Genomic DNA, 22,067 nt, shown 5'->3' on the forward strand with positions numbered 1-22,067 from the left:
GTGGGGTTGCTCGGGTCTGCTGACGTCGGCCGTCTTTGGTGACGCGCTGCGTTGGTTGATTGCAGTTCGATGAACTGTGAGGTGCGGGCTGATCGCTGACGGTTACGGTGTGTGGGTTCTGGATCTGGTTGGCCGGAGAGGAGTCCGCGTTGACGTCGATCGAGCGCGCCGCGTATCCGCAGTTCAAGCGGTTGACCTCGGCTCGGGTGGCCGGCCGTTGGCATCCGTCCCCCCTGCAGGAAAGGAACACCGATCTGATGGTGAGGATCTCAACAGGGCAGCCGTGGCGGTACGCGACCAACACCGCGCTGTCACAGGCCGAGCAGGGCGAGGTGACCGCGCTGTGCAACGCCGGATTCACCGGCAAGTGGATGCCGTTCACCAGCCCCGACCGCGTCGGACCGGTCTGGGCGCAGATCGTGGAGGCCACCGAGGCCGGGCGGCTGGGCTGGGCCGCCAAGGTCGACAACCAGCCACCACGTCCGGGCCGCGACCTGCTGATCTGCGTCTACACCAAGGACCACCGCGACACCCAGGACCTCACGCGCGTGCTGGCCGAACTGCGCGAGATGGGCATCGACCAGCGGCTGTCCTACAAGGAGGACGCGGCCACCATGGCGCTGCGCTACGGCGGCGGCGCGGCGCTGTACGTTGCCCAGCCCGGCACCACCTACTTCGACAGGCGCCGCGCCCCCTACGGCCGCGACGACCAGAACGCCCTGTTCGGTGAACCCGACGAGCAGGAAGAGCTGACCGTGGAGCAGATGTTTCGCCGCAAGGAACCTTACGGGCCGTTCCCGCCCGCACCATGACGACGGGGCGGCCGCTCGTCGGGGTTGCCGCCGTCCAGCTGCCACCTCCACCAGGCGTAGGGTTCGTAGTCGCACTGCGGGTCGGGCGCGGCCGGATCGACGCGCCACAGATCCGCCTCCGGCGGCTCGCAGGACACGGTGACGCCAGGCTCCCCGCCGTCCAGGCGGCGCAGCGCGTCCACCTGCTGGGCCGACAACGGCGGCCGCACCTCGAAGTACCGGCCCCCGTAGCTGCGTGCACCGGCCGCGATCAACGCCTCCACCATCCAGTCCCACGACTCCACCGGCCCGGCGTGCACGTCGAACCTGGGCGAACGGGGATGCGCACGGCACGCAGCGGCAGCCGCGGCGAACACGACCTGCTCGTCCGCCGCCTCCCCACCGCCCTCCAAGGGCTGCCAGGGGTAGGCGGTCTTGAGCGTGGCCACGGTGCGGGCGCCGCGGAAAGCCTCCAGGGTAAACCGCCAGCCCTGGCCCGCCTCCCACAGCAGCGCCGACACATCAGTGTCGGCCTCGGCCTGCTTGGCCAGGTCGAAGACCGCATAGTCGGGCGGCGTATCGGGGCCTTCGGCATCCTCAGGCCACACCCAGACGTCCACCTCGTCGTCCAGGCCGAGCGCTCTGGTCAGCCGCTCAGCAAAGTCCCGCACGGCGCCGTACCGCCAGGCGGTCGCCGGCGGCTGCCGCTGCTCGTGCCCGTGGGCCGGGTCCGTCACGACGTCGCGCCCGGGGCCGTCGTGGCGGCTCCGCCCGCGCGCATCTCCCGCAGCTCGCGCAGGTCGGGGGCGTCGCTCATGCCCGCCATGCTCTCAACAAACGGTGTCGCAGGGTTGTTGAACGGACCATGTTGTTGAAGGAGTTCTTGAAGGCTTGGCGGGCCTCCTGAGGACCGCCTTCAAGATCTACAAAAAACGTTCGTTACTTGAAGATCCACAGTGGCCCGTACCGGGCCACTGCCCCTTTCGCGCTTACTTGGTCTGCCCCCCAAGAAGGCAGCGAGGCCGGGAGTCAGTAGTCGGTACCGGTTCGCTCGTGGCCGATGTGCTCCACGCGGGGCGGGTCGGTGCGGCGGCCCCAGTACGCGCCGCGGGCCGCGGGGTCGCGGAACAGGAGCCGGCCGAAACGGCTCTCGGACCAGTCGCCCTCGGGCCAGTCCCGCTCGAACGTGCGGCGCGGGATCAAGGTTGGGTTGCCGGTGAAGCAGGCGCGGTGCTCGATCCAGGTGTGGACGCCGTCCGTGGTCTCGGTGAACGTTTGGCCTTGCTGCTCGAGCGCCGGGATCAGGCCGCCGGCGGCGTGCTCGTTGGCGAACCACGGCTGCCGGAGCAGAGCGATCTGGGTCAGGTACGGGTGGGCGTCCAACACGCCGGCGAGGTCCTCGACGTCCACGTCCGCTTGCAGGACGAAGTCGTCCTCGTGCAGCCAGTAGAAGTCGGCTCCCGTGTCTCGGGCGACCTCCCAGACGCGGCGCATCGCCCGCCAATACCCGCACGGGCCGTCACTGACCGGGATCACCGGTGCCGCGTACTGCTCGGACAGCCAGCCCCGGTACACGTCGTCACCCGAGTCGTCCACGATCAGCCCGGCGCCGGCGCCGTGGAGGTGCTCCACGACGGACGGGATCGTCTTGGAGATGCACTCGGGGCGGCCGTTGGTGAGGACGATGATCGGGATCGGCATGCGCGCTCCGATCCTGCAGCGTCAGGAGCGCGGTACCTCGACCTGGAACTAGCTCCGCTTGTCCTTGGACGCGCGGCGCTTCAGGGTGCGCTCGTAGTCTTGGAAGCGGGCTTTCGCGATCACCGACCGGGTGGCGGTCCGCACCACGATGCCTTCCGGCCGGCCGCCCGCCTCGTCATCCAGCGCTACACGCGTGGTCGGCAGGTGCTGCCACCGTGAGTCGTCCCGGGGGCGGGAACTCTCCGGCGATCTGATCGAGAGCGGCACCGTTCCACAGGTTGTCCACAATCAGGTGTGGAAAAGGTGCCCGGTAGCGCACAGGTTGCGTTGCTCCGCGGTGAACGCGATCACCGGTGCTCCTTCTGCGCCCACGCGTACAGGTCGCCCGGTGGGTAGCCGTACTCCATGCCCCAGCTGCCCGGGAAGTTGTTCGCGAGTTCGGCGAGGAGTTCGGCGGGCGGGACGTTGCTGTAGTGCTCGCCAGGCTCGGGCCACTGGCCTCCGCCCGTCCCGTGGGGCTGGCGCCGGTCCGATGCGCAGGTGACGATCAGCACTCCCCCGGGGGCGAGTGCGGTCTCCGCGGTGGTGAGGATGCTCTGCCAGCCGGGGACGTGCTCGAGGACCTCGGTGCACAGCACCAGGCCGTAGCCGCGGGCCGGCTTCCAGGTGCGGGCGTCGGCGACGATGTCGACGCCGGGGCCGTCGGCTGAGTCGACCGCGGTCCAGTCCTCGGCGGCGAACAGATCCCGGACAGAGCCGTTGATGTTTCGTCCGCCGAGGTCGCAGACGGCCAGGTCGGTGCGGTCGCGGAGCCCGTAGGCGTCGGCGATGCGTTCCACAGCGTGGCGGGCCTCAGCGTGCATCAGGTGGTCTCCAAGGGGCCGGAGTGGGTGATGGTGCCGTGGGTCCGCCCCGCCAGCGCCCCTCAGAGCTGGCGGGTGCGGACACCGGCCGCGCAGCCCGGGTGGGGGCACCGTGGTCTGCGCGGAGAGGCGCACCCGTAGGTGCGCGGCACACCCGCGGCCGGGGGCGTGAGCAGCCGGGGCCGGGTGTGCGATCAGGGGTCAGGCAGCTGCTTTCGTGGCGCGCTCTTCGAGCCACAACGGGCAGGCGTCAGCGATCTCGGCACGGTCGAGGGGCGTCGCGGGGACCTGATGCCCGTGGCGGATCTCTCGCTCGATCACGCGGAGGTCGTTGAGGTCGTAGTAGACCTTGCGGCCTTGCTTGCCGAGTTTGCGTGCTCCGTATCGGAGCGCCCACAGGTGGATCGTCGAGGCGGCCTTGTCGAGGCGGCCTGCTGCGTCGTACGCGGAGACGGGCTCGACCTTGTGCGGAGCGGGGAGCATGGAAACACCCCCTGACATGCGAAAACCCCCGGAGAGAGGATCTCCGAGGGCATGCGTTTCCTGCTGCTTCCTGCTATTTCAGCAGGTCACTGACCAGTTCGCAACTTCGGGTCGGACCGCAATCATGCCGTCTTCCTGTAGGCCGGGCTCTGGGCCTTGAGGTACCTGATGTGGTCCGCGAAGTAGAGCGGGCGTTTCTTCGCGTCCAAGCACACTGGTTATGAACGGCCTCCTGTTCCTTCTCTAGTCCCGGCGAGGATCACGCGGCTCGGGTCTGAGCGGCGGCGCTCGCGCTCGACTCGGCGCTGCTGCGCTTGGTCCTCTTCCACCATCAACGACCGCAGACGCCCGGCGAGGTACTGCTCGCGGCAGCGAAGGCATTCGACGTGGTCTGCGAGGCCGGCGGAGCCGTCGTGGCGGCGGAGTTTCCGTTCTCCGCATTCCCAGCAGGCGGTGATGAGGTCGTGGTGCTGGGGGGCGTGGCCCAAGAGCTTGAGGGTGCGGTGGTGGAGGTTGAGGATCTCGACGCCCGCATGTTCGCCACCGAGGGCGGTGTTGTAGTGGATCCACTCCCCCGCCGGGTGTACCCAGCCGTAGGCGTCGGCGGGGAGGTACTCGGCGCGGGCGAGGTCCATGCTGCGGGCCATGTCGGCGGCGTCGAGGGCGAGGAGCGCGGTGACGTGGCCGGCGAGGGTGGTGCAGGCGCGGGCGGTGACGGCGGGTGTTCCGTAGCGGGCGGTGATCGGGGTGAGGCCGGCGCGGTCGGCGACGCGTTCGTGCCAGGACAGGAGGACCTCGTCTGCCTGGCGGAGGAGAGCTTCGACGCCGAGGTTGATCGGGACGGGCCGGGTGCTGCCGCCGCCGGAGACGCGGACAGCATCGGTGCGGGCCTTGTGCCCGAGGGCGGCGTTCAGGTCCCGGTACCGGGCGGGGAGGTCTTCAAGGACGTCGTGGATCCGGTCCTGGCAGGTCTCACAGTGCGTCCGGTACGTCTGCGCCGGGATGATGATGCGTTCGCCGCCGGCAACGACGGTTTTGCGGGCTGCGCAGTGGTCCCCTCGCGCGCAGTCGTGCATGCCGTCGTCGGTGGTCGTGTTCTCGCGTGCGGTGTGTGGCTGGTGGGCCATGATCCCCCCTGATCTGCTGCTACTTGGTGCCGACAGCGGTGGTGGCTCTTAACGGGTTTGGCGGTCGCGGCAGAGGCCGGGCAGGGCGCAGCGGTCGTCGGCGTGTGGGGTCACGCACAGGTCACTCAAGCGGGGCTCCTCAGGTTGGACAGGGTGAGCGGGGCGACGGCGTCGGCGATCTACTGGTCGGTGGGCGGGGCGGGCGCTTCGCCGATCAGGTCCGCGACGTACGCCTGGGCCTGGGCGATGCGGTCGCGGAACTCGGTCGCCGTGGGGATGCGCAGGCGGACGTCCTTCACGGCGTCTCCTTCGGCTGCTGTTCGTCGCCTCGGTACGCGGCGAGCGCCTCGTGGACGCGGTCCTCGCCCCAGTCGCACGAATCCCACCACTCGACGGCCTTCCACACGTCGGCGAGGCGGTTGACGCGGGCCTGGGCGCGGTTTTCCCACTGGCGGAGCAGCAGGAGGAGTTCTTCGGTCTCGGCGGCGGCGTCGGGGGCGTAGCCGAGTTCGGCTAGTCGGGTGGACATGTCATCCAGGTCGCCGCGCATCGTGGCGAGTTTTTCCAGCAGCGGGTGGTGGTGGGTGACCCAGCACAGGTAGTTGTAGCTTCCGCCGCTCACGGCGTCTCCTTCAGCTGGTCGAGGGCGGATGTGGGGATGCCAGCCTCGGGGAGCTCACGGAGGGCCGCTTCGATGCTGGAGCAGGTGTTGATTCGGGCGTCATGGCTCGGCCGCGGACCGTCCATGGCCTCGGATTCGAGGGCACCGGCCCGCTCGGACTCGATGGCCTTGCGCACCCGCTGCACGGTGGCGTGCGCGGCGATGACGTCCTGCTCGGCTGCGATCCGGGCGGCCTGCTCGTCCTGCCACTCGCGGGTGCGCCGGTCCAGGTTGGCCTCGGCCCGCTCGGCGCGCTCGTGGTTCTCGATCGACGAGTCCAACGTCCGCGCGCAGGACAGGCACGACGTCTGCCAGGTGAGTGCGCCCTCCAGCTCGGCGAGGCGCTCACGTAGCCGGTCGATCTCGGGGCCCACCACGGCCAGGGCGACGAGTGCGGCATCGTCCGCCTCGGCGCCTGAGAGCGGTATCGGACGCCCGGTGGACGCGACGTCCAACGCACGCTGGCCGAGTTTGATGCGGACGTTGGTGCGGATCGCGGCGGCGATCCGGTCACGCAGGCCGCCCGAGGTGGCGGGCTCGCCCACCGACCCCATCCACTGCATGCCGTCTGCCGCCTGGTGAACGGGCCCGTCGTGGCCGTGGCGCAGCACGCACGGGCCGAGGTGGTGCGGCTGGTTTTCGAGGCAAATCGTGCCGGTGGATGCGCCGCACAGGGCGGTCGGGTCGTCGCTCATGCCTCACCTCGCGCTTGTGGGGTGTCGCCCCTTTCGCAGGGGGCGCAGATGTCGGATCCGTCGCGGCGCGTCCAGCCGTACCGCTCGGCGGCGTGCGCCCGGGCGGCGTCGATGGTCGTTGCGCTGATCGAGCAGTGGGCCCAGCATGCGGGGGTGTCGCAGCCGATCTCGATCTTGCGGACGCTCATGCCCCACCCCGCGTGATCTTCTCTTCGGTGATCCAGAGGTGCCCCTCGTCGTTGGGCTCCTGGCCCTCGGGGTGCACGGCCCAGGTCCGGCCGCCCTCACCGTGCAGTGCGCTGTCCTCGACCACGGTGGCGACCAGATTCGGCTCGCCGAAGATCCCGTGGCCCTTGATCGCGGCGAGCGCCTCGTCCAGAGACAGGCAGGTGGCCAGGCGGGTACGTCCGTCCACGGGGTTGTCGTCGAACCAGATCGACTCGGCGATGTACACGGCGCCGACCTGCTCGCGGACCTGCCGCTCGTGCTCGGCCAGCAACTCCTCGACGACCGGCGTCACGGCGTCGGCGCGGGCGAGCGAGTTCTCTTGGAGGATGCGCTCGTCACGGCGCAGCAGCCGGTTCGGGCCGCCCGCCGCCTGCTCGACGGTCCACCGGTAGAGCGCATCGGCGATCCGGTCACGCAGGTCGTCGCTCATGCCCGCGGCTCCCGCTTGGCGACGGCGGCGGCGCGGCGCAGTCCGGCCTCGTAGGCGCCGGGGAGGTCGGCGTCGATCGTCTCCTCGATGTCGCGCGCGACCTGCTCGCGCACCTGCCGCTCGTGCTCGGGCAGTACGGCGCGCAGCGTGCGGTTCATCGCCTCGTGATCGTCGGTGTCGACCTCGATCAGGTCGTACAGGTCGACCAGGGCCGTGCCGGTCCAGGCGGACAGTGCGACGAGGAGCACTTCGTCCGGGACCGGCACGACCCGAGGCGCTGTGCGCCCCTCAGGCGCCCCGGACGGCGCGGGGTGCGACTCGGGTGTCAGCGTGGGGTCACCGGGGCCCGTGGAGCCGCCGTGGGCCTCACTGTCGGGCATCGAAGCGGCGGCGAGCATGTACCTCAGGAGCGTCGGGCCGATCTCTTCGCCGCAGGCACCGTAGTAGGCGATGTGGCATTCGGTGTCGCCGGTCATGGTGAACTCGCCGCCCTTGTAGCCGGTGTAGGTGGCGCCGATGGCGGAGCGGGCGTCGGTGAGCAGCGCGCTGACGGTGACTTCGCCGGCGGGCTCGAACGCGAGTTGGTCGTAGTAGCCGCGGTGGGAGTGCGGGTTGGTGAAGCCGCGCGGGACGACGAGGTTGGGGTTGTGTGCTTCGAGCGCGGTGATCAGCTCTTCGAGGGTCATCGGGACTCCTGGGGCTCGTGGGGCGCGTAGAGGGTCCGCGCGGCGGTCAGCGGGTCGGTGCGGGCCGTCTCCAGCGCCAGCCGCTCCAGCACGAGGTCTTCCTGAGCCATGGAAGGCGCGGGGGGCGGGTCTGGGATCCACCCGCGGCTGCGCATGGACGCCTCGACGCTCCGGCGGCTCAACTCCCCCGGTGTGAACGGCCCCGGGTCGGAGCGAGCGGGGGTGCGTGCGAGGAACCGCGCGAGGTCACGCTGCGGCCAGATCACGAGGTCTCCTCAGGGGTGTCGGGGCGCCACTCCCCTGGAGGGAGCACTTCGCCGCGCACCCAGAACATCGCCGGGTCCTCCCGGAACGCCCGCGCGAGGTGCGGGTCCACGTCGTCGAGGTCGACGCCGCGGGCTTGGAGGTGGCCGTAGAGACGGAGTGCGACGCCGCGGGCCTGGTCGAGCCAGTGCGGCGGATGGGCCGCCGCGTCCGCCGCGGGGTGCCGGCGGCACATGCACGAGGCGTTGCACCACTTGCACGTCTGGCGGCAGCTGCCGTGGAGCTCAGGGTTGCCGTCATCGGCCTCGTGCTGGCACGCCGTCGACAGGTACCTGTGGGTCATGTCGTGGCCTCTTCTCTCGATGTTTGCGGCATCTGGTGCGCAGAACTGAAGTGACGGGTCGCATCGTTGGCTCGCCGCAACAGTTCGTCGACGTGGCACCGTCCGCTCAGCCCGCACCAGCACGCCAAGTCGTGGCCTGCAAGTTCCTGCCGGGCCCTCTCTACGAGCTCTGGGTTCGCGTCCAGGTGAGCGCTGTACAGGGTGAGAGCCTCGTCCAGCGTGTGGACGGCCCCGGCGCATGCCCCGCAGGGTTTCCCCACTCGGTGCGGGTTGTTGAACGGGCTCCGCCGCAGGCCCGGGGCGGCCCGCCCCGCGTACACGGCGCCCTCGGGGACCCTGCCGTGGAACAGATCACCCTGGACCTTCACGCGGCGTGGCTCAAGCACCGTGATCACCCGCCTGCCCTGCGCGGGCCGCGGCACGGGCCTTCCGGTCTTTCACCGCGGGGCAGGTCTCCTCCACGTGGCGACGCAGCGGCTTGAGCTGCCGGCGCAGCTCTCCCACTAGGTCTTCGAGGCGTTCGACCTCGAGGGCGTGGCCGGCCATCAGCTCGGTGATCTTCTGCTCGGCGTCGTCCTCGACCGCCTGGATGCGGGCCGCGGCGATCGCGCCGGCCTTCGTTTCGATGTAGGCGTCGAGGTTCGCGGCGGTCTCAGCGACGCGGGCCGCCACCGCCTCCGTCGTGGTGTCGTCGAGCATGCCCGCACTCCTGGATTTGAGGGGAAGGAATTCGATCCACGGGTCGGTCACGCCGCCACCTCGAGATCCCGCGAGGCGCGGCGGCGCACCCGCTTCAAGTAGTGCTTCGCCACGTTGAGGCGGTCGGCGGCCTGCTCGACCGTGAAGCCTTGGCGGAGCAGCTCTTCAGAGTCCTCGAACAGGGCGTCCTGGCGGCTCGCCTCCGTTCCGAGGTCCGGAACGGCAGCCGGATCTTCGATGCGGTCGTCATCCCACGCGAGGGGCGACACCCAGCCGCGGTCCCCCGCAAGGTTGCGGGCCCGGGACGCTGCGATCTTGTCTCGGTGCGACTCTTCCGGTGGCGCCTCATCCCACAGCCGGTCGTACAGGTCACGGACGGCGCGGGCCGTCCGTGCTGTGACCTGGGCTGCGCTCATCATCACGGTGAAGTTGGGCGGGGTGATCCCGAGCCGTGCGCTGAGCTTCGCCTGGGACCAGCCGAGAGCGACCAGGGCGCGGAGTCGGCGGACAGTCCCCGTCGAGTCGATCGTTGTGGACGCCGCGAGGTTGTCCAGGGTCGCCTCGATCGCGAGGATCCGCTGCGCGGTCGCCGGCCGGACCTTCTCGGCTGGTGCACGGCCGGGCCTGCCACGCAGGATTCCCACCAGGGCTGACCGTGCTACACCGGACAGGTCCGTGATCGTGCGGAGCCCCAGCCCGCACTCCTGCAGATGCTGCACGTGGACACGGACCGGTTCAGCGTCCACCCACGGCCGCCACGTCCCGTAGGCGATGGCGCGGTTCCGGTTCTCGTCGTAGGCGCTGCGGGCGGCAGCGCACGGGTAGCAGCGGCAGCCCTCAAGGCGGTACTTGGCGTATCCGTGGTCACGCTCGTGGGTCATGCCGCCACACCGCCCGCCTGCAAGGCTTCCCGGCGGAGCTGAGCCAGGTACCCGGCCGTGACCTTGAGCCGGTCCGCGACCTGCTCGAGCGTGAAGCGCTGCCGAAGCAACTCCTCGGTGTCCTCGAGGAGCGCGTCCCTCCGGGTCGACTTCTCACCGAGATCCGGGGCGGCCGTCGGGGCGTCGATCAGGTCGTCAGGCCAGGCGAGCGGAGGTGCGAACCCCGCCGCGCGGGCCTTCCCCGCGGCGATCCGCGACGGGCCCGGTGTCATGCAGAGCTCGTCGTAGACGGCGGCGACGCGGCGGGCGAGGGCGTGCGAGATCCGCCGGTTCGGAAGGATCAGCGTCTGCAGCGTCGCCTGCGTGGTGCCGGCGCGGGCCGCGACTTCGCGTGCGGGCCAACCCATCCACGCCAGTGCCTGCACCCGGCGGCGGGTGCCCGTCGAGTCGATGCTCCGCTGTGAATCGCGGGCCTCGAGCGGCACCGCCAGGAGCGCGCGTTCCGACTCAGGGAGGAGGTGGCGGGTCTTGCCGCGCCCGATCTGGTGCGCGACGTAGGTCGACAGGTCCGCGGCGTCCGCGATCTGTTCCCAGGTCCACCCCAAGGTCCGGAGCGCGGCCACGTGCTCGCGGGCGGGGCCGGCGTCGCGCCAGCCGTAGATGCCCATGCGGATCCGCTGACGGTAGTGGGACTCGCAGCGGCCTCGGGTCTGCGCCTCGCTACGGCAGCCGCCCTGTTCGCAGGTGCTCACGCCAGCACCTCCGCCCGCTCGTCGGCCAGCAGCGCGACACGGATCACTCGGAGAGCGAGCACCCGGTCCGCTTCGCAGCAGCCGTCCGCGGCCCGGTCCAGCAGCCGCGCGATCGCCTCCCACGCGGCCCGGTCCTGCGGGCAGGTGGCCTTGCCCCGGACCCACGCCGCAACGTCACGGATTGCAGCGTCGATCAGCGCGTGCTCCCCCGGGATCACGCGGCATCACCGCCCGCGTTGTCCCGGGGCGTGAACTGGCGGACCGGAATCCCGGCCCGACGCGCCAGGTCCGCGGCGTGGGACGCGCCATGCGACCCGTGCGTGTCGCGCCCCGCGCAGTTCGGCTTCGAGCATGGGGCGATGAACGCCAGGCAGACGTCGGCGCCGGCGTCGACCATCTCCCTGTTCCGCTTCAGGCCGGCCCGGTTCCCGTGGTGGTGCCAGCTCGCCGGATGGCGCTCCTCCACCAGCGACACGCCCCGCTGTTCCAGGTGCGCGGCTTCGGACTCGCAGAACTCCGAGGCGATCCGGTCGGCGCCGGTCGGGCAGGCGCCGTGAACGACCGTGACCGGCGCCAGCCCCGGCGAGCAGTCGATCGCCCGGTACAGCTCGGTGCCGACCTTTCCGGCGTCGTCCCAATCCCGGCTGCCCGTCACCAAGATCCGCATCACGCGGCCTCAGCGTCCACGATGATCTTCGCGGCGTCATCGACGGCGCTGGGCTCGATGCCGTAGCCGGCCAGCCACAAGGACAGCCACTCGTCGACCGCGGCGCCGTCCTCCCAGTCGCGCCACACGCCCCGGGCGACCTCGTCCGCGGCGTCCGGCGCGAGGGTCTGCAGGGCGCGGAGCACCTTCACGATGCCGTACAGGTTGACGATCTCCGCCGTCGCCGCGTCGCGCTCGGCGGCAGTCGTTGCGGCGCGGCGGCGGCTGCGGTTCGCGTACGCCCACACCGCCAGGTTCCGGACCAGCGCGTCGGCGGTCACCTCGGCCTCTGTGCGCGGGTAGGGGGCGAGCTCGTTCAGGGGGCTGGTGCTCATGCTGCTACCTCCAGAAAGTCGAGTTGCTGAGGGGCGTCCATCGCTGCCAGGACCCGGTCCCGCCACGTGAGGTCCTGGTCGTCGCAGATCAGGCCGCTGTCGGTGGCGGTCATGTGTCATCGCCGCGCTGGAGGATCTCGATGCGCAGGTGCATCACGGCCTGGTCGTGGCCTGCGAGAGCAGCGGCCTCGGTCGGGTACCGCTCGAGGTACTCCGCAGGTCGGCGCGCGGCATCGAAGATCATCGTCTGGAAGAGGATCGGCGGGCCCGACGGGGAGAGGTCGTAGTCGGCGCCGAGCCACACCGTTAAGACCAGGTGGCCGCCCTCTTCATACTTCGCGATGATCTTGTATGAGAGGTCGGCGAGCAGCGGCTCAGCTTCTTGGATCGTGATCGGTCGGCCCTGCCGGTCGAACCAGAACGGCCGGCCGGTCACGCCGCACCGCGCAGATGGGGCGCGTCGGCGACCGGCATCGTGTCCCGGATCCCGAGCGCGTCCGCGAGGATCCGCCGGTTCTCCGCGGCCTCTTTCGCCGTGACGGGGTCGAACCGCGGCAGGTCCCGCTCGTAGCCGGCGACTCGTTCGGTGACGGTCTCGGCGTGGCGCTCGTGGCCGAGCTCGCGCGGGCGGCGGACACGCTCCCGCTCCACCCTCTTGATCAGCTCCTCGCGGGTCATCACGCGCTCCCATTCGGTCGGCGGCTCTCGGCCGCGCGCTGGTACCAGTCCTGGCTGCGGAGTTCTTCGAGCACGGCGGCCCGCGTCTGCGCGCTGGCGGGCGGCTGCACCGCCGCGGTCTTCCACGGCTGCGCGGGCTTCAGCGGGGGACGCCATCCCTCGGCGCGCATATCAGTGATGAACTGCTCGGCGAACGCGTACGGGTTCTGCAGCGTCGTCGTGGGTCGGAGGCGCCGCTCCAGCTCCTCAATCGCGCGGTGCTCGGCAGCAGTGATCTCCACGTCGCTCATGGGGCTCACACCGCGATGAAGAGCTGAGGGAGGTCGCTCAGGGCTTTCCATTGCGCGTCGTGGCGTTCACGAGTGGCGATCTTGGCGGCAAGCTCCTCTTCGAGGTGGGCTTCCAGCGCTCCACGAGTGTCGACGACGCGGCCACGGAGTCGCTTCCGTGCGGCTTCGCGCTCTCGACGTGCGCACTCATCGCCATCACGCGGGTCCGGCCACATGGCTTCACCCGCAGCCTCGTCGACGAGCACGTCTACGGTGCCTGTCCGGAACTCAACTTTGATCCGGCTCGGGCGGGCGCGACGCGGGTCATACCCGTCTGCAACCCAGCCATCGAGAATGGCTGCATCAAGCCACTGCTCAGTGACCTTGGACATCGGGATGGGGGCAGACCGTGTGCAGGGGTTGACGGTCGACCTGCGCAGATCGATCCCTGACTGCCAGACGACGTGCAAGTGCTCGGACTGATCAGCGCACTTGTTGGGGTGGTAGTTCACAACGCCCCAAGGGACGCCGTTGAGCGTGCCGTCCTCGGCAATCAGAGGTTCCTCGCGGAGCTGGCGGAATACCGCGAGGGTGACCTGCTTGCCGCTGATCGTCAGCATGCGGATCTCAACTGCAGCCGTCTTGATCTCTGCGTTGTGCACGGTGAGCGGCGCGGTCACAGGTCCTCCTCAGGATGCCGTTCGGGGGTCAGGTCGCTGCAGATCGCTTCGTCCTGGCGTGGAATCTCAGGGATGGAACTCATGCGAACGGGTCCCAGGTCGATGCCTGCCGGAAGCACTCGCCCTCGACCCAGATCCCGACCATGTCGGCCTGAAGGCGGGTCTCGATCCGGGCGCCGTACCTGGTGGAGATGCCCTTCATGGCCTCGGCGCGGACCTTGCTCTGCTCGGCCTCGGTCGCGAGGTGAGCGGTCTTGCCGCCGTTCAGCGTGATGATCGTCCGGCAGTTCGGGTCGGTGTCCCGGGCGGTGAGGATGTCGGTGAGCTGCTCGATGTTGCGGTCCGCGACGTAGCCGCTCCCGGTCTCGACTCCCAGGTCGTCGAGGATCAGCAGGTCGCATGCTTTGACCGCGTCGAGGGTCGTTTCCTGGCGGCGGGACCGGACTTCGTCGAACCGGGCGTGGACCGGGAGCGGCGCGAGCGTCTGCAGGAGTTCCAGCACTGGCCACGCCTCGACCCACAGGCCGCGGTTCACGGCGTCGTTTCCGATCGCGTACGCCAAGTGCGTCTTGCCGTGACCGGAGGGGCCGACGAGCATCGCGATCTTGTGGCCGGACTGCAGCCACCGGGTCCCGCGGCCCTCCGGGTCCTGCTGCGCGATCAGGTTGTCGTAGGACGCCCACGTGTACGCCTTGGGGCGGGTGTCCTCGTAGCGGCGGCGCCGCAGCGCGGCACGCTGCTCCGCTGCATTGCGGAGCGCCTCAGCGTCATCGCGGGCCAGTGCTGCGGCAGCCGCTTCGGGGGTCTCGTCGGCGACGCGGGCGATCGCGGCGGCGAGGGGGCCGCCAGCCTGGCGGCGGTACCCGGCCACCGCATCGGCCAGGGGGGTCATGTCGTCGTTCACCTCAGAATCCCTTCAGGAGCCCGGCACCGGCCCCGTGCTCGTGGTGGACGTTGCTGCCGGAGCGGCGGCCAGGTCGGGCGAACGCCGCCCCCTGCTCCCCGCCAGGGCTGGCCGTGCGTGCTTGGTGCACGAGGTTCGGCAGGACACCCGGGCCGAGATCCGTGCGCGAGCGCAGCATCTTCAGGCCAGCGCGAATGTCGTCGGCGGGGATGCCCTCACCGACGAGGTCGTCGATCTGAGCGCCGGTTTGCTGGAGCACCTTGCGTGGTGGGCGTGGCGAGCTCGATTGGATGTGCTCGTCAAGCAGCCGGTTTCCCAGCAGCCGCGGGTCGGTGTCGCGCACCGCACGCAGGTGCGCGGGGGCCGCGGGGCCCCGGGGAGAGGGGTTAGGGGAACCCTTAACTACATCGCCGTTACTACCCCTATCCCCTAGGGAAGGGTCAGCCGAAGGGCTGTCGGAACCCTTCGGGGAAGGGTTAGCCGGAGGGTTCGGGCAAGTCTTTTCGAGGTCCGCGATGAAGTCCGCGATAACCTTCCTGACCTGCCCAGACTCGCTCTCCTCCACTGGGATCCGCATGAGCTCCCGGAGGAGCGCGGCGAGGATCTCCGGGGATTCCACGAGGGAGGCAGCCTCGCGGGCGTTCTTCAGCAGGTTGGGCTGTTTCCAGATTCCGTCGTTGCGGATCAGCGATCGGACGAAGACTTCCTCGGTTTCCTCGTCCACGACGATGAGGGGTCCGGAGACCCCTTCCGGGAACCCTTCCCCGAACCCTTCCGGGAAGGGTTCCGCCAAGGCTTTCAGGTCGGTCAGCACCTGGTCGGCCGTGAGCCCCTTTGCTCCGCGCGCCCAGCGCCGCACTCGCAAAGAGATCACGCCGCAGTAGCTGAGATCCGGCTGCGAGAGCAGGAAGAGGTACATGCGCTGCGCGCTCGGGGGCAGGGCAAGGAACGCGCGATCCTTCCAGATCGACGCGAAGACTCTTGCCTCGCTACGGCCAGCCATCAGTTGGTGCGTCCCTCCATTGAGATCGCGGACAGGGTCGGCGCTGTCGTCACAGCGTATGCCACATCAAGGCGGCATCGCTAGTTCGGCCGCACTGGTGTGGCGTCAAGGTAGTATCGAGTCGGCCGCATCCATGTGGCACCATGAAGGCGTGAGCGACAGGGAAGAGGCGATGCAAGAACTCAAGGACGCCGTCGAAGACCTGCGGCTCCAGGAACAACGCCTCCTCCGAGTCGCCGCCGCCCTCTACACCGCCACGAAAGCTGGCGTGAAGCAGACCGACCTCGTCGCCACCACCGGCTACAACCGGGAACAGGTCCGCCGGCACGTTGAGGACGAGAAGATCCGCCGCGGCGAGATGCCGCCGACTGCTCGGTACCTGCGGAACCAGCAACGGGCGAAGGCCCGAGCCGCCCGCAACCACTGACGTCACGCCGCCCCCTCTCCCCTGCTGAGCGCGCTCCGGCGCTGCTCGGCGACGCACGACTTGCAGCGGACCTTCCTGCCGTCGTCCTGCGTGCAGTCCCGGTGGAACGCCTCCAACGGCCACACATCCCGGCAGGTGCAGCAGCGCTTCATGCCCTCTGGGACGATGCGGACGATCGCCGCGTACGTCTCGTCGGTGACGTGAGGGCCGTGCGACCACTCGAGGAGCTCGGCGGCTGGCACGTCCACGGGGACGAGTGCGGCGAGCGCGACGAGGAGTTCCATCGCGCGGTCCCAGTCCCCCGCCTTGAGGATGGGTTCGAGGACGGCGGCGACGCCTTCCTGGTCGCGGTCGTGGACGACGATCGCCAGCCACATCGCTGTCGGTAGAGCCGCCTCGAGGCGGTCGTCGCCCGGGTGCTGGCCGGTCATGCGGCAGCTCTCCGGGTCCGGCGGCGCCGCTCAGCGACACGCTCGTCCTCGTCCAGCCCGCCCCAAGTCCCATGCTTCTCGGGACGGGAGACGGCGTAGTCGAGGCAGTCGGTGCGGACCGGGCAGCCCTCGCAGATCTTCTTGGCCTTGCGTTCCCGAACCTCGCGTTCAGCGGCGCGTTCGCCCTCGCGGCCGAAGAACAGGACGAGGTCTTTCCCCCGGCACGCCGCGGCGTCCTGCCAGCCCCAACTGGGGCGGGTGAACGCGGTCCGCCGATGGCCGGCCTTCACCGGAGCCGCGTCGTCCGCAGCAACGCCCTCGAGGAACGCCTCAGCGACGGCGTCAGCGCCAGGAAGATCGAGCACGTCCAGCGCTTCCCGGGCGAGGTCGGCGTCTCGCCCATGGTCTGGGTGCGTGCATGACGCCTCCCAGCGCTCCTCGGCGTCGACCTGGTCGTCGCTCGAGAGCCGGGAGAACACGAGGTTGTCGATGAACTGGCGTCCGCTGGGCTTGATCTCGGATCGGGACGCCGCCTCGATCTGAAGGCTGGTCGCCATGTCAGGCCACCTCCTTGATGCCATTGATGGACCGGGCGGCGGCGAGGGCGTCTTGCCGCTCGAGCGCGGCCTGCCTCGTGGAGGTGTGCACGACGTGGGCGGGCCAGTTGCCGGCGACTCGCTCGAGCCACCGCGCGATGTCGGGGGCCCACGGTTCGCTGCGGGCGCGGAACCTGGCTGCCGCGGTACGGAGTTCCTGCGGCGCGGTCACGACGCGACCTCCGCGGAAGTGAGATCGCCGGGCGGCGCCAACGGCGGTTCGAAATCGGGCTGTGAGGTGATGCCGGCCAGGAACTGGGCGACGCTCATCTGGCCGTCGGCGGCTGTCTCCACCGCGATCTGGTCGAGGCTGCGCCACAGGTCGATGTCGTGCTCGTCGGGGACGATGCCCTGCTCGAGGCATTCATTGCGGTGGCTCTGGATGGCCCACGCCAGGCGGAACACGGTGTCGAGGTGGCGGATCTTCCGTGCCTCAGGTGGCCGCGGCGGGGTGGTAGTCGTAGGCAGCTCGGCCTTGGCTTCGCGAAGCCGGCGGTTCACGATCCGGCGGTAGCCGAGGGCGCGGCGGCGCCAGTTCTGGTGTTCGCCTTCGGCCTGGTAGAAGGCCGCTTTGCCGTCGGGTCCGCGCTGGTGGCACTCCTGCCGGTAGCCCTCCATGTCCGCGCGGCGTTCGGCGAGCTGGTCCTCGACGTCTCGGTAGGCGCCGGTAAGGACGGCGTGGGTGCGGCGCACCAGGTGTGGGTGCAGCAGCATCTCCCAGAGCCGGGGCTGATCGTCACGCTCGAGGTTCTTCTCGATCAGAAGCTTGAAGTCCACAGCGGAAAGGTCGAGAAGGTTCCGCACAGTGGCGTCGGTCGAGGTCACGCGGCACCGCCCGACTGGGCGAGGGGACGCCACCCGTCAGCGTTCTGCGCCTGCACTTGGGCGGCGCGGTCGCGGATCTGGCCGAGCTTGGCGGCGAGGAACCCGCGGGCGGCGTTGGCGTCGCCCAGCAGCGTCGTCAGCGCGACGCCGGCTGTGACGATGACGTCGCAGAGTTCACCGGCGAGGTCCGCCGTGTCGTGGGTGATGCCCTTGCGGGGGTTCTGGCCGAGCATGCCGATGCGGGCGGCAATGGCTTCGCCGGCTTCCTCGGAGATCTTCGCGATGCGGAGGGTGAGCTCGTGGTCGTCGACCGGGTTGGTGCGGTTGAGCCACACCACGAGGGCGGCGACGTCAGCCCACATGTCCCAATCGCTACGCGTGTTCTTCATGAGGGGTCTCCAGGAGTGGAAGGTGCAGTGGTGAATCGGCGGCAACCGCACGGCGTGCATTTGGGTCCGGTGTGGACGGAGCAGGCGGTGCGGGTCTGCTTGTTCGTCGCGAGGTTGTGGGACACGTCGAGGTGTCCGCAGGTCGCGCAGCGTCCGAAGACAGGCCGGGCAGGCAGAGGGCGCTCGGGGGATCGCCCGCCCGCCTGCCCGGGGTTGGGAACCTCGCCTGCCGGAGAGGCGTCATCCGGCAGGCGAGGCGATTCGGAGCGGGTCATGACGCGTCACCCGCCGGCGTGGCCGAGTCCTCATCCACAGACGCACCGCATGACGGGCACCGCCGCGGCGGAGGCTTCGGTGTATTCGCGGCGACGCTCTCGAGCAGGCCGATGACCTTCTCGCGCTCATAGCCGCCGCGGAGCATCGTGACGGCGATATCCATGGCGCCGCGGGCCGCCACGAGCGCCCGGGTGATCTCGTTCACTGGGTGCCTCCCGGCAACGTGGTCGACGGCGTCGGAGTGGACGACTCGCTCGAGCCCGTGGGGGACGGAGAAGGTGTCGTCCTGGTCGGGCGTGGGGTTGGCTTCATCGTCGGCGTGGGCTTCGGGGCCGCGGTCTTCGAGGGGCGGCGGGAAGGGGAGGGTGCCGCGGCCGGCCGCGTCGTGTGGGACCGCGAATGATCCGCCTGCGAACGGGTCGGGCGCGGTGGGGCAGGCTCAGCCACCGGCGCCTCAACGGGCGTCGACGACGGGGCGATGACCGCGCCGTTCGGAACCCGCTTGGGTGATCCGGTGAGCTGGTAGGAGGCGTACATCGCGACCGACCCAGCAACCAGAATGGCTGCGACGCCCGCGGCGGGGCCGACCCATGCGGGGCGCGAGGATGGACGGCGGCGAGCGCGCCGGCCACGCGTGTACGGCTCCGCCACGACCGGCAGCTCGTCGGTGTCGGTGACAGACCTGAGCGCGGGAATGATGTCGGTCCGCTCCCCCGGAGACTCACTCACCGGAGTCACCGCCGATCGCGTGGATCTTCTGGGTCATCGCGGACGCGTCGCCCGCGCGAAGGAGGTCGACCTGCGCTTGGAGCGCGGCTTTGTCGTAGTCGCGCTGCCGAACCTGCTCCTTGAGGTGGGTCACCTGGATGACGTGCGCGGATGCGGCGACGTAGGCGAGGACCCCCACGGCAGCGACCACTGCGGCGGTCAGCGATGACCATGCGGCGACGAGGCCTGCAGCGGCGGCGAGCGCGATGCCCACGGTCGGGATCGGGTGCCGGGACATCACGTCCAGGGCCGCGTTGATCGGGCTTGGGATACGGATGCTCACGCCGCATCTCCCCCATTCCAGGAGTGGATGAGTAGCCCGGCGGCGTACGCCCAATCGGGCTGGGTGTCAGTGATCTCCGTATGGCAGCCGCGGCAAAGCGGGGCCATGTTCGACGGGTTGGTGATGGATCCGCCGCGGGCCCGGGTGAGAGGCTCGTGGGTGTCGTCGGCCAGCCGGCCGCAGCCGGGCGCCACGCAGCGCGGTGCGTCGCCGAACACGGCATGAACAACCTTGCGTCGCTCCCGGTTCTCCGCGGCGCGCTGGCTACTGACGGCCCGCAGCGGAGTCCTGCGCGCGAGTCCCCCAGTACGGGGCAGTCCCGTCTTGGTGGTCAGCGGGGTGCGGCGCTCCAGCCGCCCGCCCCTCTTCACTGCTCCCCCGCCTCAACGGCCGGCTGCATCAGCGACCCGAGCAGCTCCGCGAGCTGCCCGGTCTGCCACGCATCCGCGACGAGCTCGACGGCGTCGTCCTCGAGCGTCGTCATCGCGTACGGATCACCCTCACGGACGTGCAGCCCCGGCACCTCTTCGCCGGTGGCAGGGTCGACGGCGCTGCCCGTAGCGCGGGCAAACGCGATCATCCGGGCGGTGAAGTCACGGTTGACGCGAGTGACCTTGACCTGCTCGATCGCGTCGGGATGGGTCTCAAGCACCCACTCCATGAACGCGTCAGTGTCGGTGATCTCGGCGGAGGTTTTGCCCTTCGCGAGGGTGACTGACCCAACCTTGATGCCGCCCGGAAGGACCGCGGCGTTGCGGTCTGAGACCTCCCAACCGCCGGTGATCTCCTTATCCGCGGACTTCTTCGCGGCGCCGACCCGAGTGGACAGCACCTTCAGTAGCGCGAACGTCAGAGCGGTCTCGTCCTTGCTCACCGGGTCCTCCCCGACATGTCGAATGCCTGACGGGACAAGACGCCGATGGAGCGTAGGACCTCGATCTGGTCCTTGATCGCCCACACGTACGACTCGGCGTCTTCCCGCTGGACCTTGGCGGTCTTGTAGAGCCAGAGCTGGTCGTCGATGCGGGTGTTGATCCACGCGTCGCGTTCGGCGACGGTCACGTCTTCGCTGGCGCGGCCGACGTTGGGGCAGGCGTCCGACAGCAATAGCCGGTCCCGTTCCCGCGTGTGGACCTTCCTGGCGTCGAGCTCCCGCTCTCGGGCCGTGACGAGCGCCCGCTGGGCGTTGGCGATCTCGTTGGCGAGCACGTTCAGGTGCTGCTCGACCTGCGCCGGGGTGAGGTGCGCGTCCGGCTGCAGGAACACGAAACCGCTCATGGCGCGCTCTTCGTTCCGACGTCGCGCTGCTTGGACTTGACGTCGCGGAGGAGACGGTTCCCTTCGTCGACGCCGAGGCTCTGGCCGCTGAACGCGGCCATCACGTCCTTCTTCAGCGCCTCGAGCGCCTCGAGCGTGTCGGCCTTGGCGAGGCGGTCATCGAAGGCCGCCTTCATGGCAGCCGGCTCGTCCGAGGACGGGGACGTTGGCGGCTGCTCCGCTGTGGGAGGGGCCATCGGAGGGCGGCTCTGGACCTCCCGGAACCGCTGCTCCCCGAGTTCCCACAGGCGCTCGTAGTCGGCCTGCTCACAGACCCCTGCCTGCACCTTCGCCTCCAGCTCGTTGGCGAGGGTCCGCAACTCCTCCTCGGAGTTGGCAGCAGCGAGCCGCTTCTCCATGCTTGCCAGCCAGCTCGCGTTGGTGCGCTGCACCGCCGGTGGCTGCCCGGTGTGCGCCGCCTCGTTCGAGGTGGGCTCCTTGCGCCACATGTCCAGGCCCGCGCCGAACCGCATGCCCGCGTTGCGGAGCCCGTCGCCGATCGCCTCCTTGATGGCGTTCGGTCCGGTCTTCCCGGCCGCGTCGCCGTACCCGAGGCGGGTGACGCCCGCAATCGTCAGCCGGATCCACAGTCCGCCGTTGCTGTCGAACTTCGGAGGCGAGGCCTGAAGAACCTTGTCGACGATCGTGCCGTCACCGGTTGCGATAGCCGCACCCAGGAGTTGCGGGTCGACTTGCCGCTCGACGGGCTCCCACGACCAGTCCGGGTCGACCTGCAGGAACCGGTCGGTGATGTCGGCGTGCCCGACATAGTCGAGGTGGATGTGCGAGGTAGAGATCCACTGGCCGCATTCGCCGCAGCGGTGCTTGGCGTGCTGGTCGCAGTTCTTGGTGCGGGCCTGCGAGCAGTCCCGGCACGTGAGCTGCGGGCGTTTCCCCACGACCTCGGTAGGGAACGCGGCGCGGAGCGCGGCGGCGGTCTTCTCATCCACAGGTGATTTCCTCCTTGTTGGCCTCGCTCTGGGGAGGAGGAGTCGAGGAGGTGTCGACAGGCACGGCGGTCTCGGCGTCCGGCCAGCCGTCCTCCGCCGTGATCGCAGGGAACACCTGCGTGTCGTCGATCGCGGCGTGGGCGAGTCGCTCAATCGGCTGCGCCTCCACCCGCCCCACCGGCTTCACCGGCGCCGCGGTTACCTCGGTCTGCGGCTGCGGGGTCACGTCCGCCCACACCGTCACCTGCACCCCGTCAAGGGAGCGGCTCACCCGCAGCGTGAGTCGGCCGTCGGCGTCCTGTTGTTCGAACGCGGCACCCAGCGACGACGCGTACGCCAGAACCACGTTCCGGGCGATGTCGGGCACGAGGTCGGGGTCGACGCGTCCGGCGGCGCGGCCGTGGCCGCACTCCCACGACAGCGGGTACAGGCCGCTCGAGGGGAACGTCTCCGAGGTGGGGAACAGGCGGGCGACCACTGCGCGGGCCTGCTCCTCTGGCGTCAACGGCTGGGCCTCTGCCACCGGCGCCGCAGCCGTCGCCGTCGGAGCCGGGCCCGCGTCCTGGCCGTGACGGCGGCCGAACCCCAGCTGCCGCAGCAGCGGAGTCTGTGCCCCATGCCGCCCC

40 protein-coding genes are annotated in these 22,067 nt (G+C 70.1%); 3 read left to right on the top strand and 37 right to left on the bottom strand.

The window, feature by feature from the left end; translation table 11 throughout:
* The first annotated feature begins 257 nt into the window (after positions 1–257).
* Entirely contained in the window at positions 258–812 is a 555-nt protein-coding gene (locus tag OHA34_RS07855; protein WP_329521181.1) for a putative phosphothreonine lyase domain-containing protein, read from the top strand.
* Here the strand turns inward: OHA34_RS07855 and OHA34_RS07860 are convergent.
* The 25 genes from OHA34_RS07860 to OHA34_RS07975 form a co-directional block, all read right to left on the bottom strand.
* The gene (locus OHA34_RS07860; RefSeq protein WP_329521182.1) at positions 785–1,528 is read right to left on the bottom strand and encodes a hypothetical protein; all 744 of its coding nucleotides are present in this window, start codon (positions 1,526–1,528) and stop codon (positions 785–787) included. The two genes, OHA34_RS07855 and OHA34_RS07860, sit on opposite strands and share 28 nt — an antisense overlap.
* A 292-nt stretch (positions 1,529–1,820) precedes the next feature.
* Positions 1,821–2,492: a glycosyltransferase family 2 protein gene (locus OHA34_RS07865; protein WP_329521183.1), complete on the bottom strand. Its 672-nt coding sequence runs from the start codon at positions 2,490–2,492 to the stop codon at positions 1,821–1,823.
* 48 nt (positions 2,493–2,540) lie between these two features.
* Entirely contained in the window at positions 2,541–2,759 is a 219-nt protein-coding gene (locus OHA34_RS07870) for a hypothetical protein (protein ID WP_329521184.1), read from the bottom strand.
* 80 nt (positions 2,760–2,839) lie between these two features.
* Positions 2,840–3,355, bottom strand: a complete 516-nt coding sequence (locus tag OHA34_RS07875) for a class I SAM-dependent methyltransferase (RefSeq protein WP_329521185.1) — start codon at positions 3,353–3,355, stop codon at positions 2,840–2,842.
* A 201-nt stretch (positions 3,356–3,556) separates the two neighbouring features.
* Complete coding sequence (locus OHA34_RS07880) at positions 3,557–3,856, bottom strand: hypothetical protein (RefSeq protein ID WP_329521186.1); 300 nt, start codon at positions 3,854–3,856, stop codon at positions 3,557–3,559.
* Between the two features lie 200 nt (positions 3,857–4,056).
* Positions 4,057–4,965 (bottom strand): hypothetical protein, encoded by a 909-nt coding sequence (locus OHA34_RS07885; RefSeq protein WP_329521187.1) that lies wholly within the window; start codon positions 4,963–4,965, stop codon positions 4,057–4,059.
* Positions 4,966–5,260: 295 nt separating this feature from the next.
* A complete protein-coding gene (locus OHA34_RS07890) occupies positions 5,261–5,587 on the bottom strand; it encodes a hypothetical protein (RefSeq protein ID WP_329521188.1) in 327 nt (108 codons plus the stop codon).
* Entirely contained in the window at positions 5,584–6,321 is a 738-nt protein-coding gene (locus tag OHA34_RS07895) for a hypothetical protein (protein ID WP_329521189.1), read from the bottom strand. Before OHA34_RS07895 ends, OHA34_RS07890 begins: the two co-directional genes overlap by 4 nt.
* A complete protein-coding gene (locus OHA34_RS07900) occupies positions 6,318–6,509 on the bottom strand; it encodes a hypothetical protein (RefSeq protein ID WP_329521190.1) in 192 nt (63 codons plus the stop codon). The genes OHA34_RS07895 and OHA34_RS07900 overlap by 4 nt, the downstream gene beginning before the upstream one ends.
* The gene (locus OHA34_RS07905; RefSeq protein ID WP_329521191.1) at positions 6,506–6,979 is read right to left on the bottom strand and encodes a hypothetical protein; all 474 of its coding nucleotides are present in this window, start codon (positions 6,977–6,979) and stop codon (positions 6,506–6,508) included. Before OHA34_RS07905 ends, OHA34_RS07900 begins: the two co-directional genes overlap by 4 nt.
* Positions 6,976–7,665, bottom strand: coding sequence for a hypothetical protein (locus OHA34_RS07910; protein WP_329521192.1), 690 nt, complete (start codon positions 7,663–7,665; stop codon positions 6,976–6,978). Before OHA34_RS07910 ends, OHA34_RS07905 begins: the two co-directional genes overlap by 4 nt.
* A gap of 262 nt (positions 7,666–7,927) precedes the next feature.
* On the bottom strand, positions 7,928–8,272 hold the full coding sequence (locus OHA34_RS07915) for a hypothetical protein (protein WP_329521193.1): 345 nt from the start codon (positions 8,270–8,272) through the stop codon (positions 7,928–7,930).
* Positions 8,269–8,694, bottom strand: coding sequence for a DUF4326 domain-containing protein (locus OHA34_RS38450; RefSeq protein WP_443029625.1), 426 nt, complete (start codon positions 8,692–8,694; stop codon positions 8,269–8,271). Before OHA34_RS38450 ends, OHA34_RS07915 begins: the two co-directional genes overlap by 4 nt.
* Positions 8,651–9,022 carry a hypothetical protein gene (locus OHA34_RS07920; protein WP_329521194.1) on the bottom strand — a complete coding sequence of 124 codons (372 nt, stop codon included), beginning with the start codon at positions 9,020–9,022 and terminating at the stop codon, positions 8,651–8,653. Before OHA34_RS07920 ends, OHA34_RS38450 begins: the two co-directional genes overlap by 44 nt.
* Positions 9,019–9,852 carry a hypothetical protein gene (locus OHA34_RS07925; RefSeq protein ID WP_329521195.1) on the bottom strand — a complete coding sequence of 278 codons (834 nt, stop codon included), beginning with the start codon at positions 9,850–9,852 and terminating at the stop codon, positions 9,019–9,021. The genes OHA34_RS07920 and OHA34_RS07925 overlap by 4 nt, the downstream gene beginning before the upstream one ends.
* Positions 9,849–10,604, bottom strand: a complete 756-nt coding sequence (locus OHA34_RS07930; protein WP_329521196.1) for a hypothetical protein — start codon at positions 10,602–10,604, stop codon at positions 9,849–9,851. The genes OHA34_RS07925 and OHA34_RS07930 overlap by 4 nt, the downstream gene beginning before the upstream one ends.
* The gene (locus OHA34_RS07935; protein WP_329521197.1) at positions 10,601–10,822 is read right to left on the bottom strand and encodes a hypothetical protein; all 222 of its coding nucleotides are present in this window, start codon (positions 10,820–10,822) and stop codon (positions 10,601–10,603) included. Before OHA34_RS07935 ends, OHA34_RS07930 begins: the two co-directional genes overlap by 4 nt.
* The gene (locus OHA34_RS07940; RefSeq protein WP_329522381.1) at positions 10,819–11,271 is read right to left on the bottom strand and encodes an SLOG family protein; all 453 of its coding nucleotides are present in this window, start codon (positions 11,269–11,271) and stop codon (positions 10,819–10,821) included. The genes OHA34_RS07935 and OHA34_RS07940 overlap by 4 nt, the downstream gene beginning before the upstream one ends.
* Entirely contained in the window at positions 11,271–11,645 is a 375-nt protein-coding gene (locus tag OHA34_RS07945; protein ID WP_329521198.1) for a hypothetical protein, read from the bottom strand. The genes OHA34_RS07940 and OHA34_RS07945 overlap by 1 nt, the downstream gene beginning before the upstream one ends.
* Positions 11,646–11,754: 109 nt before the next feature.
* The gene (locus OHA34_RS07950) at positions 11,755–12,081 is read right to left on the bottom strand and encodes a hypothetical protein (protein ID WP_329521199.1); all 327 of its coding nucleotides are present in this window, start codon (positions 12,079–12,081) and stop codon (positions 11,755–11,757) included.
* Complete coding sequence (locus OHA34_RS07955; protein WP_329521200.1) at positions 12,078–12,323, bottom strand: hypothetical protein; 246 nt, start codon at positions 12,321–12,323, stop codon at positions 12,078–12,080. Before OHA34_RS07955 ends, OHA34_RS07950 begins: the two co-directional genes overlap by 4 nt.
* Positions 12,323–12,613 (bottom strand): hypothetical protein, encoded by a 291-nt coding sequence (locus OHA34_RS07960; RefSeq protein ID WP_329521201.1) that lies wholly within the window; start codon positions 12,611–12,613, stop codon positions 12,323–12,325. The genes OHA34_RS07955 and OHA34_RS07960 overlap by 1 nt, the downstream gene beginning before the upstream one ends.
* A 5-nt stretch (positions 12,614–12,618) precedes the next feature.
* Positions 12,619–13,272, bottom strand: coding sequence for a hypothetical protein (locus tag OHA34_RS07965; protein ID WP_329521202.1), 654 nt, complete (start codon positions 13,270–13,272; stop codon positions 12,619–12,621).
* A 79-nt stretch (positions 13,273–13,351) separates the two neighbouring features.
* The gene (locus OHA34_RS07970) at positions 13,352–14,176 is read right to left on the bottom strand and encodes an ATP-binding protein (RefSeq protein WP_329521203.1); all 825 of its coding nucleotides are present in this window, start codon (positions 14,174–14,176) and stop codon (positions 13,352–13,354) included.
* Between the two features lies 1 nt (position 14,177).
* Entirely contained in the window at positions 14,178–15,179 is a 1,002-nt protein-coding gene (locus OHA34_RS07975) for a hypothetical protein (RefSeq protein ID WP_329521204.1), read from the bottom strand.
* Positions 15,180–15,330: 151 nt separating this feature from the next.
* On the opposite strand from OHA34_RS07975, the gene OHA34_RS07980 reads away from it, so the two are divergent.
* Positions 15,331–15,606: a hypothetical protein gene (locus tag OHA34_RS07980; protein WP_329521205.1), complete on the top strand. Its 276-nt coding sequence runs from the start codon at positions 15,331–15,333 to the stop codon at positions 15,604–15,606.
* A 2-nt stretch (positions 15,607–15,608) separates the two neighbouring features.
* Here OHA34_RS07980 and OHA34_RS07985 read toward each other — a convergent pair whose 3' ends face one another.
* The 6 genes from OHA34_RS07985 to OHA34_RS08010 all read right to left on the bottom strand — a co-directional run bounded on the left by OHA34_RS07985 (position 15,609) and on the right by OHA34_RS08010 (position 18,328).
* Entirely contained in the window at positions 15,609–16,037 is a 429-nt protein-coding gene (locus tag OHA34_RS07985) for a hypothetical protein (protein ID WP_329521206.1), read from the bottom strand.
* Positions 16,034–16,594 (bottom strand): WhiB family transcriptional regulator, encoded by a 561-nt coding sequence (locus OHA34_RS07990; RefSeq protein WP_443029626.1) that lies wholly within the window; start codon positions 16,592–16,594, stop codon positions 16,034–16,036. The genes OHA34_RS07985 and OHA34_RS07990 overlap by 4 nt, the downstream gene beginning before the upstream one ends.
* 1 nt (position 16,595) lies before the next feature.
* The gene (locus OHA34_RS07995; RefSeq protein WP_329521208.1) at positions 16,596–16,805 is read right to left on the bottom strand and encodes a hypothetical protein; all 210 of its coding nucleotides are present in this window, start codon (positions 16,803–16,805) and stop codon (positions 16,596–16,598) included.
* Positions 16,802–17,458 carry a hypothetical protein gene (locus tag OHA34_RS08000; RefSeq protein WP_329521209.1) on the bottom strand — a complete coding sequence of 219 codons (657 nt, stop codon included), beginning with the start codon at positions 17,456–17,458 and terminating at the stop codon, positions 16,802–16,804. The genes OHA34_RS07995 and OHA34_RS08000 overlap by 4 nt, the downstream gene beginning before the upstream one ends.
* Positions 17,455–17,847 (bottom strand): MazG-like family protein, encoded by a 393-nt coding sequence (locus OHA34_RS08005; RefSeq protein ID WP_329521210.1) that lies wholly within the window; start codon positions 17,845–17,847, stop codon positions 17,455–17,457. Before OHA34_RS08005 ends, OHA34_RS08000 begins: the two co-directional genes overlap by 4 nt.
* Before the next feature lie 271 nt (positions 17,848–18,118).
* Positions 18,119–18,328, bottom strand: a complete 210-nt coding sequence (locus OHA34_RS08010) for a hypothetical protein (RefSeq protein ID WP_329521211.1) — start codon at positions 18,326–18,328, stop codon at positions 18,119–18,121.
* A gap of 3 nt (positions 18,329–18,331) precedes the next feature.
* On the opposite strand from OHA34_RS08010, the gene OHA34_RS08015 reads away from it, so the two are divergent.
* The gene (locus OHA34_RS08015; RefSeq protein ID WP_329521212.1) at positions 18,332–18,526 is read left to right on the top strand and encodes a hypothetical protein; all 195 of its coding nucleotides are present in this window, start codon (positions 18,332–18,334) and stop codon (positions 18,524–18,526) included.
* Between the two features lie 318 nt (positions 18,527–18,844).
* Here the strand turns inward: OHA34_RS08015 and OHA34_RS08020 are convergent, their stop codons facing one another.
* From OHA34_RS08020 to OHA34_RS08045, 6 genes are read right to left on the bottom strand one after another with little or no spacing between them, the layout of a single operon-like run.
* Complete coding sequence (locus OHA34_RS08020) at positions 18,845–19,174, bottom strand: hypothetical protein (RefSeq protein WP_329521213.1); 330 nt, start codon at positions 19,172–19,174, stop codon at positions 18,845–18,847.
* Positions 19,171–19,545, bottom strand: coding sequence for an HNH endonuclease signature motif containing protein (locus tag OHA34_RS08025; RefSeq protein ID WP_329521214.1), 375 nt, complete (start codon positions 19,543–19,545; stop codon positions 19,171–19,173). The genes OHA34_RS08020 and OHA34_RS08025 overlap by 4 nt, the downstream gene beginning before the upstream one ends.
* Positions 19,542–20,048 carry a hypothetical protein gene (locus OHA34_RS08030; protein WP_329521215.1) on the bottom strand — a complete coding sequence of 169 codons (507 nt, stop codon included), beginning with the start codon at positions 20,046–20,048 and terminating at the stop codon, positions 19,542–19,544. Before OHA34_RS08030 ends, OHA34_RS08025 begins: the two co-directional genes overlap by 4 nt.
* Positions 20,045–20,452 (bottom strand): hypothetical protein, encoded by a 408-nt coding sequence (locus OHA34_RS08035; protein WP_329521216.1) that lies wholly within the window; start codon positions 20,450–20,452, stop codon positions 20,045–20,047. The genes OHA34_RS08030 and OHA34_RS08035 overlap by 4 nt, the downstream gene beginning before the upstream one ends.
* The gene (locus tag OHA34_RS08040) at positions 20,449–21,441 is read right to left on the bottom strand and encodes a hypothetical protein (RefSeq protein ID WP_329521217.1); all 993 of its coding nucleotides are present in this window, start codon (positions 21,439–21,441) and stop codon (positions 20,449–20,451) included. Before OHA34_RS08040 ends, OHA34_RS08035 begins: the two co-directional genes overlap by 4 nt.
* A complete protein-coding gene (locus tag OHA34_RS08045; RefSeq protein WP_329521218.1) occupies positions 21,434–21,919 on the bottom strand; it encodes a hypothetical protein in 486 nt (161 codons plus the stop codon). Before OHA34_RS08045 ends, OHA34_RS08040 begins: the two co-directional genes overlap by 8 nt.
* Positions 21,920–22,067: the final 148 nt, after the last annotated feature.

It is taken from the genome of Spirillospora sp. NBC_01491, assembly GCF_036227065.1.
Taxonomy (GTDB): domain Bacteria; phylum Actinomycetota; class Actinomycetes; order Streptosporangiales; family Streptosporangiaceae; genus Spirillospora; species Spirillospora xylanilytica.

Bases quoted from the DNA above. Each gene is read 5' to 3' on its own strand.
- OHA34_RS07855 (WP_329521181.1), top strand. From the start codon at position 258: ATGGTGAGGATCTCAACAGGGCAGCCGTGGCGGTACGCGACCAACACC.
- OHA34_RS07865 (WP_329521183.1), bottom strand. From the start codon at position 2,492: ATGCCGATCCCGATCATCGTCCTCACCAACGGCCGCCCCGAGTGCATC.
- OHA34_RS07875 (WP_329521185.1), bottom strand. From the start codon at position 3,355: ATGCACGCTGAGGCCCGCCACGCTGTGGAACGCATCGCCGACGCCTAC.
- OHA34_RS07880 (WP_329521186.1), bottom strand. From the start codon at position 3,856: ATGTCAGGGGGTGTTTCCATGCTCCCCGCTCCGCACAAGGTCGAGCCC.
- OHA34_RS07885 (WP_329521187.1), bottom strand. From the start codon at position 4,965: ATGGCCCACCAGCCACACACCGCACGCGAGAACACGACCACCGACGAC.
- OHA34_RS07895 (WP_329521189.1), bottom strand. From the start codon at position 6,321: ATGAGCGACGACCCGACCGCCCTGTGCGGCGCATCCACCGGCACGATT.
- OHA34_RS07900 (WP_329521190.1), bottom strand. From the start codon at position 6,509: ATGAGCGTCCGCAAGATCGAGATCGGCTGCGACACCCCCGCATGCTGG.
- OHA34_RS07905 (WP_329521191.1), bottom strand. From the start codon at position 6,979: ATGAGCGACGACCTGCGTGACCGGATCGCCGATGCGCTCTACCGGTGG.
- OHA34_RS07910 (WP_329521192.1), bottom strand. From the start codon at position 7,665: ATGACCCTCGAAGAGCTGATCACCGCGCTCGAAGCACACAACCCCAAC.
- OHA34_RS07915 (WP_329521193.1), bottom strand. From the start codon at position 8,272: ATGACCCACAGGTACCTGTCGACGGCGTGCCAGCACGAGGCCGATGAC.
- OHA34_RS07925 (WP_329521195.1), bottom strand. From the start codon at position 9,852: ATGACCCACGAGCGTGACCACGGATACGCCAAGTACCGCCTTGAGGGC.
- OHA34_RS07940 (WP_329522381.1), bottom strand. From the start codon at position 11,271: ATGCGGATCTTGGTGACGGGCAGCCGGGATTGGGACGACGCCGGAAAG.
- OHA34_RS07945 (WP_329521198.1), bottom strand. From the start codon at position 11,645: ATGAGCACCAGCCCCCTGAACGAGCTCGCCCCCTACCCGCGCACAGAG.
- OHA34_RS07955 (WP_329521200.1), bottom strand. From the start codon at position 12,323: ATGACCCGCGAGGAGCTGATCAAGAGGGTGGAGCGGGAGCGTGTCCGC.
- OHA34_RS07960 (WP_329521201.1), bottom strand. From the start codon at position 12,613: ATGAGCGACGTGGAGATCACTGCTGCCGAGCACCGCGCGATTGAGGAG.
- OHA34_RS07975 (WP_329521204.1), bottom strand. From the start codon at position 15,179: ATGGCTGGCCGTAGCGAGGCAAGAGTCTTCGCGTCGATCTGGAAGGAT.
- OHA34_RS07985 (WP_329521206.1), bottom strand. From the start codon at position 16,037: ATGACCGGCCAGCACCCGGGCGACGACCGCCTCGAGGCGGCTCTACCG.
- OHA34_RS07990 (WP_443029626.1), bottom strand. From the start codon at position 16,594: ATGGCGACCAGCCTTCAGATCGAGGCGGCGTCCCGATCCGAGATCAAG.
- OHA34_RS08005 (WP_329521210.1), bottom strand. From the start codon at position 17,847: ATGAAGAACACGCGTAGCGATTGGGACATGTGGGCTGACGTCGCCGCC.
- OHA34_RS08035 (WP_329521216.1), bottom strand. From the start codon at position 20,452: ATGAGCGGTTTCGTGTTCCTGCAGCCGGACGCGCACCTCACCCCGGCG.